This window comes from Haladaptatus ordinarius (assembly GCF_054177595.1).
This window is the reverse complement of the sequence record NZ_JBPEHH010000050.1, coordinates 16,290-31,724: the sequence shown is the minus strand read 5'-3', so window position 1 is coordinate 31,724 and position 15,435 is coordinate 16,290. Positions and strand designations below refer to the sequence as shown.

The window sequence follows — 15,435 nt, the reverse complement described above, 5'->3', positions numbered from 1 at the left end:
GCATGATTCTTGATGAGGAGCGAGAGTCGTGCACTGACTTCTCCTCCTCATTCCTCTCGAAAAGTAGCCTCGATAAGCCGTCACTGTCACGCGGTTCTCGTCTTAGCTAAAGACGGATGGTGGTCAGGAGAGACATCGACACAGCGAACGCCGAGGCGAGCTGCGGGTGTAAATCATCGGCGTGAGGACGAACGACGGAAACCATCGGACCGTTCGTCACCGCTTCCGGCGGGTGACCGACATTGGCGTGAGTCTCGGCAGACTCGACGTTCGGTATCTGAAAAGCGCTGTCGCTCGGCGGTTAGTCCGATTTAGTTCTCTCGGCGGAGCGCGAGGAGCGCAGCGGCGAGGAGTGCGACGATGGAGACTGCGACACCGAAGCCGGGCTGACCTTCTTCGTTGGTCGTCTCGGTCGTCGTGGTGTCCTCAGTCGTGGTGGAGGTCACGTCGGACGTCGTCGTGGAGGTCACGTCGGACGTGGTGGTGGTCGTCATGGTCGTGGTCGTCGTCGTGGTCGTCTGCTGGTTTGCGTCCTGGTTCAGCACACCATCGACGGAGACGGCATCAGCGCCAGATGCAGTAGCGGTGACACTGAATTCGTTGCCGTTGTCGTACTCACTGAAGTCGAACATTGCTGAGTAGGAACCGTCTTCCGAAACCGTAACCTCCTGGTTCTTGAAGAAGACACCCGAGGAACGGGCCTGGAGGGTCACCGAGGAACCAGGTGCGAGGTTGGTCGTACCGGAGATGGACTGGTTGTCCGACGGAGCGACCTCGAGGTTGTTGCCATCGTTCAGGTCGAGGGTGCGCTCCTCAACAGTGAACGAGGACGAGACAGACTCCTTCTTGTCGACTGAGACGTTGTAGTTCTTGTCAACGCTGAACGTAGCCGTCCAGTCACCCTGCATGTCTTCCTCATCAACACCAACGATAGCGTCGGTTTCGATGACGAAGTAGAGCGAGTTGTTCGCACCATCGTCAATCATGCTGACGCCTGTATTGGTGCTGTCGAATGAATCCGCATCCGTGTTCGGTTCTGGGTTGTCCTCTTTGACCGTGAACGAGAGACCGTCCACGTTGGACAGGTCGTTCTCGGTCGGGTTGTTGAGGGCACCGTAGACACCGGTCGTGTCCTTAACTTGGACAACGACATAGTCTTGGTACGCTGCGTTGCTACGCTGGGTGATCTCATCCGTCAGATCCGATGGTTTGTTCGCTCCCAGGTTGGAGGGTGCAATCCACGTCTGTGCGCTACCCGTTTGGCGGGGTTCGACGGAGAGCGACCCGACGTCGTCTGGGTTGCCGTCGTCGTCCGTGTCGACAGATAGCTCGTAGATGTTGTCACCCGACGTAACTGCGAGTGGGTGCCCGAGGCCGTCGTTCGATGGGGTTACCCACGATGCCGAAACCTCGTCATTGCTGTCGGATGCCGTGTAGATGACTTGAGAGGCGTCGCCGCTGGTCGATTTGTACGTGTTCAACCAGAAGGTGACCTTGCCGTCGTCGTCTTTGTCGGTGACGTCGACGGACATCTTGAAGTTCGCCTCGTCAGCACCGATGGAGACCTTCGCCGTGTCGGTATTCTCGAGGTTCACCGTCATCGGGACGATGTCACCGCGCGGGACGGTGTAGACGCTGTCGTCGAAGATCGACAATGCAGAACCGCCTTCCTGGACGGTGACCTCGAATGTCTTGGACGCCGACGTGTCGTCAACGCTAACGGTCACGTTGTACGTGCCTGGTTCGAGGTCGTAGCTGCTGAAGTCGACGGTGAACTCGTGGGTACCGTCTCCCTCCTCGTACATACCGGAGTACGAATCAATCGCATTTTCGTCGTCGGTGATCTCTTCCGAGTAGACACTGACGTTGAGATCCTCACGGTTCGAGTCATCGATGGAGAAGGTCACCGATTGGTCGTTGCTGTTCTCCATAATGGACGTCAAGTCGGCGCTCACGTCAAACGACTGTTCGACGACCTGGAAGGTGATGGTCGTGCTACCGGCCGAGAGCTGGTAGAATCCCGTCTCCAGTTCGGTGGTGTCGATGGTGAATTCGCCGTCACCGTCAGCAGTGTATGTGTCGACGAATCCGTCACCGCCATCTTTTCCTTTCGAGAGCGTTACTTTGGTGTCGGCCGAATACTGGTCAACGAGACCGACTTGACCCTTGTACACGACGGAGCTGTTCTCAATCGTCGTGTCGTAGTCGCTTGCGGCCACCGCCGAGCCTGCGAACGCGGTTGCGCCGGCGAAGACCGACATAACCATCAGCGCCGTCAGGACGAGGCTGCGAACCTTTGTGATTTTTTCTGCCATGATTTATCGTTTTTTGTTTCTATTACGGCTATAGTTTCTTTCCTACGATAATTATTGAACTTCGTACAATATATAATCATGAGAAATCAAGTGGTACTCCGTTTGCCACCATAGGTAGGGTACATTGAAAACGTTATCCCTTATTATAAATGCCTTGTGGTATAGTAATCGGGTTGTAATACTCTCTGACGTCCGAATTCGTGGATTAGTGGATCTAATGGGGGGTCCGTGAAGTAGTAATTTTCGCCAGTAGAAACCGGTGATTTCGATTCGTTCAGGGGTGTATTACCCCTATGAATGGTCGAATTCACAGTTCCAGTCTTTAAGTAGTACTGAGCAACCAACTCAAATCAAGACATGATTCTATTCCGATTATGAAATCGAGACGTGAGTGAGATATTTTTGATACGACGGTCGTTTCAACCTTCCTCTAGTCAGAATAGTTCTATATTTGGGGAAAGAGGGGAAACCGCTTGCCGACGCCCAGGTGCGGAGAGATCGGGTGTGCCGCGCGGCGGGTCGTGGCTCGCGTAGTCGGTCGCGCATTCCTGTTCGGTTGGTGATATTCCGCGGCCGAGCGCGATCGGTCGGATGCCGTCCGGTGGTTCGACCTATCGAGACACGGTCACTCGCGTTCGACGAGTTCGATTTCGTGGCCGTCCTGGTCTGTGGTGAAGGCGTAGCGGTCGTCGCAGGACTCGGGGTCGCGGTAATCTTCGGCCTCGCGCTCCATCAGCGTCTCCCAGTCGTCGTGGAGGTCGTCGGCGCGCACCGCGAGGTGACCCCACGCGTCGCCCATCTCGTAGGACCGACCGTCGTAGTTGTAGGTGAGTTCGACCGCCATCGCCTCTTTCGCGGCGTCCTCCGGTTTCACGAAGTAGTTGGCGAACGAGTCCGACTCCCAGCGCCCGGTGTGCTGGTACTCGAACTTGCGCGTCCAGAACCCGAGCGCCGCGTCCGCGTCTTCGACGCGAATCATGGTGTGATCCAGACTCCAGCGCGCCCCGTGGTCGCGCTCGACTATCTCGACTTCGTGGCCGTCCGGGTCCTTCACGAACGCGTAACTGCCACCACAGGAGTCGGGGTCGCGGTAGTCCTCGACGCCCTCGTCCATCAGCTCCTCGTAGGCGTCGTACACGTCGTCGACGCGCACGGCGATGTGGCCCCACGCGTCGCCCATCTCGTAGGACCGACCGTCGTGGTTGTAGGTGAGTTCGAGCACGGCACCCTCGTCGTGAACGTCGCCCGGTGCGAGGTAGACGTTCGTGAACGTGTCGGCTTCCCACCGGCCTTGCTCCTCGTAGTCTAAGTGCGACTGGTACCAGTCGAGTGCTTCGTCCAGGTCCTCTACGCGCATCATCACGTGGTCGAGTATCCCACTCATGTGTTCGAAACCACCCGCTCCGGAGCGAAAAGGGTACCGTTCGCGGAAGCTGAGCGCGTGGGACGCCATTCGTCTGAGTGCGTCGTTCTCCTCTTTCGTCGTTCTACTGTTTTCGTCTTCTCACGTGCGCCACGCGTGGCCGAAGATACAATGGATACGTGGAGAATATACAATGGATAGCGTGGAGAATAGGTGGATACGTGGAGAATTTCGTCCACCGGTTTCGCGACGAACGAGTAGCCCGCCGGGATAGCGGACGACGGCTTCGCGTGGACTACGTTCGATTCAGTGCACGCCGCAGGTCGGGCCAGTGGAACCACCACGCGGCCGCCCAGAGCACGACCGGTCCGAGCGGAACCGTCACGCCCGCCCGTCCCACGAACCCGAGCGCGAAACTCGCGTGGCTCGCCCCCGCCAGTACGAGCAGTATCCCAGTCACTCGCCGGTCTTCGAATCGCCCAGAGAAGGCGCTCAGGAGCGCGAGCAGATAGAAGAGAACGCTCAACGGCCACGCGAGGAGTCGTTCCGGTAATCCAGCGGTCAGAACGAACAGGTAGTCGGGGAGCGTCGTGACGTGGAGCGTGGTCGGGTTGACCAGCCCCCACGGAAAGACGAGTGTGGTCCCACCGGGCGCGAGGAGAATCGTCCACGGGACGAAACCGAGCGCGAGAAGACCGAGGTGGCGTTTCGCCCCCGAATATGACCGCGACGAATCGCGCCCCGCCAGAAGCACGCCGGTCACTTCCGGAGTATCATCCTGAGCACGTCTTCGTCCGCGAGGACGTGGTCCGTGCCGACTTGCTGTTCGTCGTGTTTCGCGCTGGGGCCGCTGACCCGTGCGAACCGAAACCGATCTTCGAAGTCGCCGCCGAGATTTCGACAGGCGTCTCCGATGGTGCTCCCCTCGCGCAGGACGAGCGGTTCGTCGTAATCGACGCCGCGCCCCGGTTTGTCCATGTAGATGCGCATCAGCCCGAGTTCCGACCAGATCTTCTCTTTCAATGCGTCCAGCCCCTTCTCTTTCTCGGCGCTGATGAACACCGCGTCGTCGGGGTCGATGCCGTGGTCACGCAACTCTTCGCGGACCGTCTCGGCGTAGTCCGGTTCGATGAGGTCGACCTTGTTCACGGTCACCATCGAGGGGATGTAGACGCGGTTGTCCATGATGCCGTCGATGAGGCGGTCGACGTCGAGTTTCTCGCGCAAGGTCACGTCCGCGTTCACGTAGCCGTGTTCGCGCAGGACCTCCTTGATGACGTTCTCGGACATGTCCTGGTCGGCACTCGATGTGACCTTGATGCCGCCCTTGCCTTTCTTCGAAATCGAGACGCTCGGCGGTTCGGTGTCCAGTCGAATCTTGTTTTCGTACAACTCCTTGCTGAGTCGTTCATACTGGTTGATTTCGAAGACGGAGAGGACGAACACCGCGAGGTCGGCGGCCCGGACGACAGACAGCACTTCGCGTCCCCCGCCGCGTCCGTGTGCAGCACCTTCGATGAGCCCCGGCACGTCGAGCAGTTGGATGTTCGCTCCGTTGTACTGCAACATCCCCGGATTCACGTCGAGTGTCGTGAACTCGTACGACCCGACCTCGCTCTCTGCGGCGGTGAGCGCGTTCAACAGGGTCGATTTCCCGACGCTTGGAAAGCCGACGAACGCGACCGTCGCGTCACCGGTTTTCTCGACGGCGTAGCCGTGACCACCGCCGGCGGAGGACTGGTTCTCCAGTTTCTCTTTTTTCTCCGCGAGTTTCGCCTTCAGCCGACCGATGTGTGCCTCGGTAGATTTGTTGTACGGCGTGTTGGTTATCTCCTCGCGGAGTGCTTCGATTTCCTCCTCCAGTCCCATTATGGACACGTGCGCCGTGACCGCCGAAAAACCTGTTCTTTCGCGCCAAGAGTAAACCCACGGTAGTTTCGATACGTTAATAGGTTCCTGCCGGCGAAACCGATAATAATCAATGCCGGACCCCGCTCGTCTTCGTGATAGCACGCAGATCGTCCTCCACCGCGACGTGCTCAACGGCATCCGGTCCGACCTCGAAAACGAGTTCACACTCACCATCGTCCCCTTCGAAGACGAGCACCTCCGAATCATCGGCAGTCCAGTCGAGATAAAGAAAGCGAGCGAGTTCCTCGGTCGGCACGGCGTCAGCCTGCCGTAACCGAACGCGCATAACAGAACGCGCCGAGACGTCACCCTCGCCGCGGTCGTTGTCTCGATACCCGCGCCAGGAAAGACCCCGCAGCGGTCCGAATCGACCTCGTTTTCGGAGGTCTTCTCCGGGTGCTGTGCTGGCGTCTCCGTTTTGTTCCGGCGTCTCCGTCTCGCGCCGTTAGTTCTCCGCCGACGGTCGAGGGACGGTCGACGACGACCGATGCTCGGAGAGCCACACGCTGAGTGCGACGCTGGCGCCGGTCAGCGCACCGACTCCGAGTCCCCGTTTCCGACCACCGGCGAGCGATGCGACGACCGTTGCGACGACGAACGCGAGGAGTCCGCTCGTGAGCCCTCTCCGGAGAGGCGTCATACCGAAACCGATGCAGGTCGACGGAGAAAATCTACCGGTTCGAGCGCAGGGTCGAAACAGCCAGCCGTGCTAATCACGCCCGATCGCCGGTACACTCGCCGATACCGACGTGGACGCCAAGAAGGAAATCCTTAAAACTGCGGCGAGATTTCTGTCTGGTATGGCTGATACAATCGAAGTCCTCGTACCCGGAGGGCAGGCCAACCCTGGCCCACCGCTCGGTCCGGAACTCGGTCCGACTGCGGTCAACGTGCAGGAAGTCGTCAACGAGATTAACGAACAGACCGCAGCCTTCGACGGCACGGAAGTTCCCGTGACCATCTCCATCGAGGAAGACGGCAGTTTCGAGCTCGAAATCGGTGTCCCGCCGACGGCCGCGCTCATCAAGGACGAGGCCGGTTTCGAGACGGGAAGCGGCGAACCGCAGAAGGATTTCGTCGCCGACCTCTCCATCGACCAAGTGAAGAAAATCGCGGAACAGAAACACCCCGACCTCCTCGCCTACGACACGAAGAACGCGGCGAAGGAAGTCGTCGGAACGTGTACCTCGCTCGGTGTCACCATCGAGGGAGAGAATCCCCGCGAGTTCAAAGAGAAGATCGACGCAGGCGAGTACGACGACGCTCTCGCCGCATAATCCGGGTTTTTCTCTCGTCATCCCGCGAACAGCAAGAGCGCCGTGTAACCCGTCGCCCCGAACGCGAACGCCCAGAAACGACTCTCGCGCTCCTTGGGGAGTTCTTCTTTGATGACGTTGAGGACGACGCCACCGGCGAGGAACGCAAAGAGGGTGTTCACGACTGCCTCGTCGACGTGCATGCTCGCACCGATGGCCCATCCGACGACGACGGCCCCGGCGAGCAACCACCGTCCGAACTGGTCGTAGGCGTCCTGGTGGTGGTCTCGAAGCCCGTAATCGTTGACGACGAAGTGCAGTCCCATCGCGGTCGCGTAGGTCAGGAGGCTCACGAGGCCCGGTTGCTCGCGGTGGACGAGCAGATAGCCGATGAGTGCGTTGTACGCTACGAACGACCCGATGTGAATCCAGAACACCCAGATACCCGTGCCGTCCTGTCCCTCGTCATGCCCGAACTCGCGTGCGAGTCGTTCCAGTCCGTAGAACAGCGCGAATCCGACGAGTGCGACGAGATAGACATGTCGTTCGAGGAATCGAGCGAGAAAGAGGACCGATTCGAGCACTGTCCCGCCTTCGAGCTCCGGCAAGATGTGGACGAAGACGTACGCGACAGACGCACCACCGGCCATCGAGAGCCAGTAACTCCGTGGGATGACCTGAAAGGAACGCACGCGTCCCGCCAGGACGTGAACACCGGCGAGCACGAACGCCAATATCCCCGGTAGTAGCGTCATGGGTCGATGATTCGTCGGAGATTCGTAACCACGACACAAACCGGTGGCGGCCCGGAGGGAGGCGAGGTAGTTCGACGGGTTTAAGTTGCACATGGGACAATTTCCGGTGAGACAGGCGTCGCCTGTTTCACTGACCCGTAGGAGCATTCCTGCGTACTACGGAGGTGAACGATGGCAGATAATGAGATAGAGCAAGCAGTCTCTCGCGCACTCGAGGACTCCCCACAGCGGAATTTCCGCGAAACGGTAGACCTCGCGATTAATCTGCGCGACCTCGATTTAAACGATCCCTCGAATCGTGTAGACGAGAGTATCGTACTCCCGTCTGGAACCGGCCAAGACACCACAATCATCGTGTTCGCGGAGGGCGAAACCGCCCTGCGAGCCGAGGAAGTTGCGGACGACGTCCTCGACGGAGACGAACTCGAAGACCTGGGTGACGACAACGACGCGGCAAAGGACCTCGCCGACGACACGGACTTCTTCATCGCCGAGGCGTCGATGATGCAAGACATCGGTCGATACCTCGGTACCGTGCTCGGTCCGCGCGGGAAGATGCCGACGCCGCTTCAGCCCGACGACGACGTGGTCGAAACGGTCAACCGGATGAAAAACACGGTCCAGCTTCGCAGTGGTGACCGACGGACGTTCCACACGCGCGTGGGCGCAGAAGACATGAACGCGGAGGAAATCGCCGAGAACATCGACGTCATCCTCCGCCGTCTCCACTCCAACCTGGAGAAAGGTCCACTCAACGTCGACACCGTCTACGTGAAGACGACGATGGGACCGTCCGTGGAGGTGGCCTGAGATGTCCGCAGAAGCCGAACGCAAGACCGAGACGATTCCGGAGTGGAAACGCGAGGAAGTCGACCAGTTGACCGACTTCGTCGAGAACTACAGCAGTGTTGGCGTCGTCAACATCACCGGCATTCCGAGCAAACAGCTCCAGAACATGCGCCGCAGCCTGCACGGCAGCGCGGAACTCCGCGTCAGCCGTAACACGCTGGTCGAGCGCGCGCTGACGGCCGTCGACGACGGTGTCGAAGACCTGCAAGCGTACGTCGATGGCCAGATCGGCCTCATCGGCACGAACGACAATCCGTTCGGTCTGTACCGCGAACTGGAGGCGTCGAAGAGTCCGGCACCGATTTCGGCGGGCGAAGTCGCCCCGAACCAGATCGTCATCCCCGAGGGTGACACGGGCGTCGACCCCGGCCCGTTCGTCGGTGAACTCCAGCAGGCCGGTGCTGCCGCACGAATCATGGATGGCTCCATCCACGTGACCGAAGACAGCGTCGTCGCAGAGGAAGGCGACGAGGTTTCGCCGGAGCTCGCGAACGTGCTCGCCGAACTCGGTATGGAGCCCAAAGAGGTCGGTCTCGACCTGCGCGCGGTCTACTCGGACGGCGTCATGTTCGAGTCGGACGAACTCGCCATCGACGTGGACGAGTACCGCGCCGACATCGAGCGTGCAGCGGCGTTCGGCCGCAACCTCTCGGTCAACGCGGTGTACCCGACCGACCAGACCGTCCCGCTGTTCGTCTCGAAGGCGACCGGCGAGGCGAAGAGCCTCGGTCTGCAGGCCGCCATCGAGAGTCCCGACCTCGCGTCGGACCTCGTGAGCAAGGCGGACGCACAGGTGCGCACGCTGGCTGCCCAGATAGACGACGAGGACGCACTGCCCGAGGAGCTTCGTGACATCGAAGCGCCTGCCGCTGGCGGTGCGGCCGAGGAAGAAGAATCGACTGACGAAGAAGAAACTGAAGCCGAGCCCGAACCCGACGAAGACGACGACGATGACGACGACGCAGCAGGCGGAGAGGGCCTCGGCGCTATGTTCGGATAACTAACAATGGAATACGTATACGCTGCACTCATCCTGAACGAATCGGGCGAAGAAATCAACGAAGAAAACCTCACGAACGTGCTCGACGCCGCTGGCGTCGACGTCGAGGAGTCTCGCGTGAAGGCGCTCGTCGCCGCACTCGAAGACGTCGACATCGACGAGGCCGTCGAACAGGCCGCCGCCGTCCCTGCCGGTGGAGCCGCCGCTGGCGGTGCCGCGGGTGGCGACGAAGGTGGCGAAGAGGAAGCCGAAGAAGAGGAAGCCGCAGAGGAAGAAGAAGAGGACGACGACGAAGAAGAAGAGGCCAGCGGCGAAGGTCTCGGCGAACTCTTCGGCTAAGCGACGACACCACACACGCGTTTTTCTTTCGGACTACCGTCCAGAGCGACAGCGACCGTCGAGCGGCGACGACGGCTAACGTTTAACTAGGAAGACGGGACCACTCCGCCTCGATGGAGGTGTTCAGAACGCGATTGGTAGTTGCACCAGCGACGACAGCGATTGCGCTGGTGTTCATTCTGGGTGGCCTCGCACTCGGCACGCTGAGCGGGCTGACGCCGGGAGTTCACGTCAACAACCTGGCGCTGTTGCTCGCGTCGGTGGCACCCGCAGTGCCCGGCCCACCGAAACTCGTCGGCGCGGCGATGTTGGCCGCAGGGGTCGTTCACTCGTTTCTCGACGTCGTCCCGACCCTCGCGCTCGTGCCGGGGCACACCAGCGCACGCGGGTTCGTCGTGGCGACGAGCGGCGTCAACACCGCCAACACGATCTTCGCCCTGTTCGCACTAGTCGCACTCGGCACGCCCCGAACCGGCGTGATGGTCGCACTGCAGGAGACGAACGCACCGCTCACCGTGCCAGTCTTGCTCGTCAGCGTCGCGGTCGCTGGCGTCGTGGGATTCGTGCTCGTACTCGCGCTCGGCGACCGCTACCTCCGAGCGGTCGGGCGGATGGACTACCGAGTGCTCTCGCTCGGCGTGCTCTCTCTGTTGGTCGTCGCGTCGTTCCTGTTCGCAGGCCTCTTCGGCATCGGCATCTTCCTCGTCAGCACTGCACTCGGTCTGTTCCCACCCCGCGTCGGATGTCGCCGCGTTCACCTGATGGGGGTGTTGGTCAACTACCCCGGCGTAAACGCCGGGGCTTGTCGGTGAACTCCCGTTCAAGCCGAAACTTCGGCGGACGAAAACTCGTCGCTCACGTTCAACGTTCCCGACTTCAGGGCCAGTTGACGGTTGGCCCGTCCACGCGGAGACTTTTGCCCTGCGTGGACATGCTTGATTCCGATGTTCTTCGCCGCGTTGTAGTCCGCGTGAACCTCGTAGCCGCACTTCCGACAACAGAACCGCTCCTGTTTCGGGCGGTTCCCACGTTCAGTGTGACCGCACTTCGAACACCGTTGGGACGTATACGCCGGGTCTACCTGTGTGGTCGATATCCCGAACTCTGTGGCTTTGTACTCGACGTACACGTAGAGTCGTCTGAATGCCCATGCGTGGAACGCTTTCGCGCCCGGCATACGGTCCCGAATATCGGTCAGGTCCTCGAAGGCGATTGTAGAACAATCGTGCGTCATCGCCTCTTGCACGAGAGCTTTCGATAGTCGGTGTAGGTAGTCTTCCGCCCATCGACTTTCCCGGTCGCCTATCCCGTCGATAGTTCGGTGAGCCGATTCTGTCCCAGTCTGTTGCAATGAGCCACGAACCTTCTCGTATTCGCGACGTCGGTGGTTGAGGTATCCGCCGGACCACATACAGCCCGTCGATGTTGCGGCTACCGGTTTCACGCCGAGGACCGTCCCGCCCTCGACTTCCTGCGGCTCGTCGTCTTTGGCTACGCCGACGTGAAGGTAGTAGTCGCCATCGCGATAGTGAAGTGTTGATTCCCGAAGCTCCCACTCGTCGTTCCGCAGGTATGTCGTCTGTGGGTTCTCACCTTCCGAAGGAATGACGTATTCGGCTTTCACGCGCCCGTTGACCGCCGCAAGCGTACAGTGGTCTTCGCGGTACGTCACCGCGTTCTTGTTGTAGACCACTGTGTTCGCAGTGAACGTGGGTTGCGTGGCGTACTTCCCGTTCTGCCATGCCGATGTGACTCCCTTCACCGAGTCCGCCGCGTAGTTCCGGGCGGCACAGACGAGGTCGGCGTTCAACCCGTCGGTGGTTTCGCGGACCTGCTGATACGTGATTTGGTGGAGCTTCGTTTTCGACGTAATGACATATCCGTCTTCGTTGCGCTCAAAAGCGCGGTCCACGACCATTTGGGCGGCTTGACGGAACCGCTCGGTGGTTTCGCGGAGGTCGTCGCGCCGTTCGTCGGGAACGGCTAACTTGACAACGACGGTACGTCGAATCACGGTTCCATATACAGCGCCAACTATTATAAAAGAATAGGAGTTGGCCAGCTGGTTGAGGCGGTTGTGAAGTGGAGTTTACGCGATTCCCGCCCGGTCTAAAGGTCGGGATTCCCTCGCTGTTTAAAGATGGGGCCGCTCGCCCTCGGCGGCTGACCGCGGTACTTTTGCCTGTCGACTGACAACATCCTCGCATGATTCCCCTGTTCGGTCCAGTCCCCGGCGGTCTAGAACTCCTCGTCATCCTCGTCATGGCTATCTTGATGTTCGGGCTCCCCCTGACCATCTTCGGAGGACTGTTCTTGCTCTACAGACGGTCGAAGACGGAGAGTGCGTCGAAAGACGACGTCGCGGAACTGAAAGACGAGGTGACCCAGCTACGTGAGGAGATTCGGCGGCGAGACGAAGAAGACGGTCACGACGACCGACGGAGAGACGACGGGTCCGGCCAGCGGCGTTGAACGAAGCAGGTCGAGACAAGCGAACGAGTCGAATCGACCCGGCGACTGTCCGTGCCCCCGTATCGCTTGCGACGGGTTCACCGCGAGTCCGTGAGTTCTCGGATGACTCGTTTCTGTAACGACTCCCGTGTCCGATGGCTCGTTTCGGCGTCAGTGACCACTTCGATAACCTGCGTTCCCGGCGTATCGAGAGACGTCTGGAACTGCTCGCGGAACGCCGAGAGCGATTCCACGCGGTCGAACTCGAAGCCGTAGATGTCGCCCGTCGGCTCGAAGTCGAGTCCGTGCGGCGTCTTGAACTGGTCGGTGAATGGCGGGTCGAACGACTCGATGGGGAGCATGTGAAAGATGCCGCCGCCGTCGTTGTTTATCTCCACGATGGTCGCGTCGACGCCACAGCGTTCGAGCGCGAGCAACCCGTTCATGTCGTGGTAGTACGCGAGGTCGCCGGTCACGAGCACCAGCGGGTCGTCCGTCGCACTGCCGGCCCCGAGTGCCGTACTCACGATACCGTCGATACCGCTCGCCCCGCGATTGCCGAGCACCGTCACGTCCGCAGGTCGGGGTTTTCCGAACCGGTCTAAATCCCGGACCGGCATGCTGTTCGAGACGAACAGCGTCGTCGGGTCGGGGAGGAGTTCCGCGACGGCCGCGAGAACGTTCCCTTCGAAGTGCTCGTCGGACGCTTCGAGGACGTTCCAGTGACACGCATCGGCGCGTTCGAAGCGACCTGTCCAGCCATCGTTTGCGGACGCATCGAGCGTCTCCGAGAGCCGTCTGGCGAATCGAGTCGGGCCGGCGACGACGAGTTCGGTCGCGGTGAACGACGCCTCGCGCCATCCGCCCGCCGAATCGACGACGAACTGCCGGGCGTCTGTGCGTTCTAAGTACTGCCGGAGCACTTTCGAAGTCGGCGACGCTCCGAACCGGAGGACGACGTCTGGGTCGGGCCAGTCGTCGGTCACGTCCGGCACGAGGTACGAGTCGTAGCCACCGACGATAGCGCGGTCGTGGCCGAACCGGTGGCCCGACAACGAGTCCGCGAGTACGGGAAAACCCGTCGCGTCTGCCAGGTCCCCGAGCACGTCGCGGGCGGGCGTCGGACGGTCGGCGGGGCCGACGACGACGAGGCCACGCTCCGCGTCGGCGACCTCCACTGCGGTTCGGGCGAGCGTCTCGGCGTCGAGTTCCGGCACGCCCGGCGACACCCGAACGAAGGGGCCGTCGCGTCCCTCGCCTGCGAGCGAGTAGTCGTCGTCGAAATCCGCCGGGACGTCGCCCGGGACCTCGGTCGGTTCCAGTGGTTTTCGGAACGGGACGTTGAGGTGGACCGGCCCCGCCGGCGTCCCCGTGGCCGTCCCGATTGCCCGTGCCGCCGTCGTCCGAAGGGAGCGGAGTTTGCGTGGTTCGGCCTCGGGTTCGGCGAGGTCTGCGTACCACCGAACGGCGTCGCCGTACAGTTTCTGCTGGTCGACGGTCTGGTTCGCACCACTGTCCCGGAGTTCCGGCGGCCGGTCGGCCGTGAGAACGAGCATCGGCACGCGCGCCCTGTCCGCCTCGATGATTGCCGGGTAGAAGTTCGCCGCCGCCGTCCCCGAGGTACAGACGAGCGGCGTCGGTCGCCCGGTACGTTTGGCTCGGCCGAGAGCGAAGAAAGCGGCGGACCGCTCGTCGAGGTGCGAGAAGACGTGGACGTCGTCGTGGCCCGCGAAGGCGACCGTCAACGGCGTCGAGCGACTGCCCGGAGCGAGACAGACGCTCTCGACCCCGCTGGCGGCCAGTTCGGCCACGATGGTCTCGGCCCAGAGGGTGTTTCTGTTCGGATGACTCATTCAAGTTCGTCCAGAATCGGCAAGAACTTCAACTGTACTTCCTCCCACTCGGCGTCCGGGTCGCTGTCGGCGACGATACCGTTCCCGCCGAACAGGGTCACGTGCTTGCCGGACGCGACACCCGAGCGAATGCCGACGGCAAACTCGCCGTCACCGTTGGCGTCGAACCATCCGACGGGCGAGGCGTACCAGCCACGCTCGAACGTCTCCGTCTCCCGAATCGTTCGCATCGCTTCCTCCGGCGGGAGTCCCCCGACGGCGGGCGTCGGATGGAGTGCTTCGACCACCGAGAGCACGTGTTCGTCACCGTCGAGTTCTGCTGAAATCGGTGTCTGAAGGTGCTGGATGTTCGAGAGTCGTTTGAGCCGTCGGTCACCGACCACCACCGAGGATGCCAGGGGTTCGAGACCGGCTCGAATCGTCTCGGTGACCAGGTCGTGTTCCTCGCGGACCTTCTCGCTGTCCGCCAATCTCTTCGCGAGTTCGTCGTCCTCCTCGGGTGTGTCACCGCGACCGACCGACCCGGCGAGCGCCTCTGTTTCGACTGTTTTCCCGCGAAGCGAGACGAGTCGTTCGGGCGGCGCGCCGAAGAAGCCACCGGACGAGCGAGGCTGGACGAGGAACCGATAGCACTCGGGGTAGGAGGTTCGAAGCCGTTCGAGGGTGTCCGGGACGGAGACCGGTTCGGACAGTTCGACCTCGAGGGCAGTCGCGAGGACGACTTTTTCTAGCGTCCCGTCCCGAATCTGCTCGGTCGCTCGTCGAACCTGCGTGCACCACGTCTCGCGTGGCGTCGTGTGGCGCGTCGTTTCGACGCCAGGGGAGTCGGCAGTGGGGCGCATCTGCGGTAGTGACTCCATCTCAGCTCGAACGTCTGCCAACGTCTCGTCGACCTCGTCGGGTGAGACGTCTCTGGCCGAGACGGTGAGCCACGTGTCGGACTCCGTTCGCGTCAACTGGAAGCGCGGGAGGACGAACTCCGCACCACGAAACCCGTCCCACGGTGGCTTCGATTCGTGTTCGGCGTGAAACGAGAACCCACCGAAGAGACGCGGCCGGGTCGCCGTCGGGCCGCCAGCGATACACTCCGACGCGAAGAGGTCGTTCGCTCGCGCGCGAACGTCGTCGAATCGCTGTGGGCCCTCCGCGGTGATGCGGGTGACAGCCCCACTTGCCGCGATTTCGAGGCCCTCGGGGGTCGTCCAGTAGATTCGTGGTGCCGACCGTTCGGCGAGAAACGAGCGAAACGAAATGTCGGGTATTCGGCAGGTTCGAGTGACGAGGGGCGCACCTGCCGATAGTTGACCGTCACGGTGCGGTGCCATTGAAAGACTACTCAGGAG

Annotated in this window: 16 protein-coding genes; 7 read left to right on the top strand and 9 right to left on the bottom strand. The window is 61.3% G+C overall.

Features of this window, described 5'->3' with window-relative positions:
* Positions 1-311: 311 nt before the first annotated feature.
* From ACR3FF_RS16970 to ACR3FF_RS16955, 4 genes are all read right to left on the bottom strand, one after another.
* Positions 312-2,315 (bottom strand): BGTF surface domain-containing protein, encoded by a 2,004-nt coding sequence (locus ACR3FF_RS16970; RefSeq protein WP_458189281.1) that lies wholly within the window; start codon positions 2,313-2,315, stop codon positions 312-314.
* 625 nt (positions 2,316-2,940) lie between these two features.
* Complete coding sequence (locus ACR3FF_RS16965; protein WP_458189280.1) at positions 2,941-3,699, bottom strand: VOC family protein; 759 nt, start codon at positions 3,697-3,699, stop codon at positions 2,941-2,943.
* 274 nt (positions 3,700-3,973) lie between these two features.
* The gene (locus tag ACR3FF_RS16960; protein WP_458189279.1) at positions 3,974-4,441 is read right to left on the bottom strand and encodes a TIGR04206 family protein; all 468 of its coding nucleotides are present in this window, start codon (positions 4,439-4,441) and stop codon (positions 3,974-3,976) included.
* On the bottom strand, positions 4,438-5,547 hold the full coding sequence (locus ACR3FF_RS16955) for an OBG GTPase family GTP-binding protein (protein WP_458189278.1): 1,110 nt from the start codon (positions 5,545-5,547) through the stop codon (positions 4,438-4,440). The genes ACR3FF_RS16960 and ACR3FF_RS16955 overlap by 4 nt, the downstream gene beginning before the upstream one ends.
* A 112-nt stretch (positions 5,548-5,659) precedes the next feature.
* Between ACR3FF_RS16955 and ACR3FF_RS16950 the strand changes: the two genes are divergently transcribed.
* Positions 5,660-5,863, top strand: a complete 204-nt coding sequence (locus tag ACR3FF_RS16950; RefSeq protein WP_458189277.1) for a VNG_1110C family protein — start codon at positions 5,660-5,662, stop codon at positions 5,861-5,863.
* A gap of 171 nt (positions 5,864-6,034) precedes the next feature.
* On the opposite strand, the gene ACR3FF_RS16945 is transcribed toward ACR3FF_RS16950, so the two are convergent.
* Entirely contained in the window at positions 6,035-6,229 is a 195-nt protein-coding gene (locus ACR3FF_RS16945) for a hypothetical protein (RefSeq protein ID WP_458189276.1), read from the bottom strand.
* 160 nt (positions 6,230-6,389) lie between these two features.
* Between ACR3FF_RS16945 and ACR3FF_RS16940 the strand changes: the two genes are divergently transcribed.
* Entirely contained in the window at positions 6,390-6,866 is a 477-nt protein-coding gene (locus tag ACR3FF_RS16940; protein WP_458189275.1) for a 50S ribosomal protein L11, read from the top strand.
* A gap of 17 nt (positions 6,867-6,883) precedes the next feature.
* Here the strand turns inward: ACR3FF_RS16940 and ACR3FF_RS16935 are convergent, their stop codons facing one another.
* Positions 6,884-7,600 carry a hypothetical protein gene (locus ACR3FF_RS16935; protein ID WP_458189274.1) on the bottom strand — a complete coding sequence of 239 codons (717 nt, stop codon included), beginning with the start codon at positions 7,598-7,600 and terminating at the stop codon, positions 6,884-6,886.
* 171 nt (positions 7,601-7,771) lie between these two features.
* Between ACR3FF_RS16935 and ACR3FF_RS16930 the strand changes: the two genes are divergently transcribed.
* The 4 genes from ACR3FF_RS16930 to ACR3FF_RS16915 all read left to right on the top strand — a co-directional run bounded on the left by ACR3FF_RS16930 (position 7,772) and on the right by ACR3FF_RS16915 (position 10,600).
* Complete coding sequence (locus ACR3FF_RS16930; protein WP_458189273.1) at positions 7,772-8,410, top strand: 50S ribosomal protein L1; 639 nt, start codon at positions 7,772-7,774, stop codon at positions 8,408-8,410.
* Position 8,411: 1 nt separating this feature from the next.
* Positions 8,412-9,449 carry a 50S ribosomal protein L10 gene (locus ACR3FF_RS16925; protein WP_458189272.1) on the top strand — a complete coding sequence of 346 codons (1,038 nt, stop codon included), beginning with the start codon at positions 8,412-8,414 and terminating at the stop codon, positions 9,447-9,449.
* Positions 9,450-9,455: 6 nt separating this feature from the next.
* On the top strand, positions 9,456-9,788 hold the full coding sequence (rpl12p, locus tag ACR3FF_RS16920) for a 50S ribosomal protein P1 (protein WP_458189271.1): 333 nt from the start codon (positions 9,456-9,458) through the stop codon (positions 9,786-9,788).
* Positions 9,789-9,901: 113 nt separating this feature from the next.
* Positions 9,902-10,600, top strand: coding sequence for a tripartite tricarboxylate transporter permease (locus ACR3FF_RS16915; protein WP_458189270.1), 699 nt, complete (start codon positions 9,902-9,904; stop codon positions 10,598-10,600).
* Positions 10,601-10,608: 8 nt separating this feature from the next.
* On the opposite strand, the gene ACR3FF_RS16910 is transcribed toward ACR3FF_RS16915, so the two are convergent.
* Entirely contained in the window at positions 10,609-11,802 is a 1,194-nt protein-coding gene (locus ACR3FF_RS16910) for an RNA-guided endonuclease InsQ/TnpB family protein (protein ID WP_458189269.1), read from the bottom strand.
* A gap of 191 nt (positions 11,803-11,993) precedes the next feature.
* On the opposite strand from ACR3FF_RS16910, the gene ACR3FF_RS16905 reads away from it, so the two are divergent.
* Positions 11,994-12,260, top strand: a complete 267-nt coding sequence (locus tag ACR3FF_RS16905) for a hypothetical protein (protein WP_458189268.1) — start codon at positions 11,994-11,996, stop codon at positions 12,258-12,260.
* 77 nt (positions 12,261-12,337) lie between these two features.
* On the opposite strand, the gene menD is transcribed toward ACR3FF_RS16905, so the two are convergent.
* Positions 12,338-14,092 (bottom strand): 2-succinyl-5-enolpyruvyl-6-hydroxy-3-cyclohexene-1-carboxylic-acid synthase, encoded by a 1,755-nt coding sequence (menD, locus tag ACR3FF_RS16900; RefSeq protein ID WP_458189267.1) that lies wholly within the window; start codon positions 14,090-14,092, stop codon positions 12,338-12,340.
* Complete coding sequence (locus tag ACR3FF_RS16895) at positions 14,089-15,417, bottom strand: isochorismate synthase (protein ID WP_458189265.1); 1,329 nt, start codon at positions 15,415-15,417, stop codon at positions 14,089-14,091. The genes menD and ACR3FF_RS16895 overlap by 4 nt, the downstream gene beginning before the upstream one ends.
* Between the last annotated feature and the right edge of the window lie 18 nt (positions 15,418-15,435).

Coding starts and splice junctions, on each gene's coding strand:
- ACR3FF_RS16930 (WP_458189273.1), top strand. CDS start 7,772: ATGGCAGATAATGAGATAGAGCAAGCAGTCTCTCGCGCACTCGAGGAC.
- ACR3FF_RS16940 (WP_458189275.1), top strand. CDS start 6,390: ATGGCTGATACAATCGAAGTCCTCGTACCCGGAGGGCAGGCCAACCCT.
- ACR3FF_RS16915 (WP_458189270.1), top strand. CDS start 9,902: ATGGAGGTGTTCAGAACGCGATTGGTAGTTGCACCAGCGACGACAGCG.
- ACR3FF_RS16970 (WP_458189281.1), bottom strand. CDS start 2,315: ATGGCAGAAAAAATCACAAAGGTTCGCAGCCTCGTCCTGACGGCGCTG.
- menD (WP_458189267.1), bottom strand. CDS start 14,092: ATGAGTCATCCGAACAGAAACACCCTCTGGGCCGAGACCATCGTGGCC.
- ACR3FF_RS16925 (WP_458189272.1), top strand. CDS start 8,412: ATGTCCGCAGAAGCCGAACGCAAGACCGAGACGATTCCGGAGTGGAAA.
- ACR3FF_RS16895 (WP_458189265.1), bottom strand. CDS start 15,417: ATGGCACCGCACCGTGACGGTCAACTATCGGCAGGTGCGCCCCTCGTC.
- rpl12p (WP_458189271.1), top strand. CDS start 9,456: ATGGAATACGTATACGCTGCACTCATCCTGAACGAATCGGGCGAAGAA.
- ACR3FF_RS16935 (WP_458189274.1), bottom strand. CDS start 7,600: ATGACGCTACTACCGGGGATATTGGCGTTCGTGCTCGCCGGTGTTCAC.
- ACR3FF_RS16950 (WP_458189277.1), top strand. CDS start 5,660: ATGCCGGACCCCGCTCGTCTTCGTGATAGCACGCAGATCGTCCTCCAC.
- ACR3FF_RS16955 (WP_458189278.1), bottom strand. CDS start 5,547: ATGGGACTGGAGGAGGAAATCGAAGCACTCCGCGAGGAGATAACCAAC.
- ACR3FF_RS16965 (WP_458189280.1), bottom strand. CDS start 3,699: ATGAGTGGGATACTCGACCACGTGATGATGCGCGTAGAGGACCTGGAC.
- ACR3FF_RS16905 (WP_458189268.1), top strand. CDS start 11,994: ATGATTCCCCTGTTCGGTCCAGTCCCCGGCGGTCTAGAACTCCTCGTC.
- ACR3FF_RS16945 (WP_458189276.1), bottom strand. CDS start 6,229: ATGACGCCTCTCCGGAGAGGGCTCACGAGCGGACTCCTCGCGTTCGTC.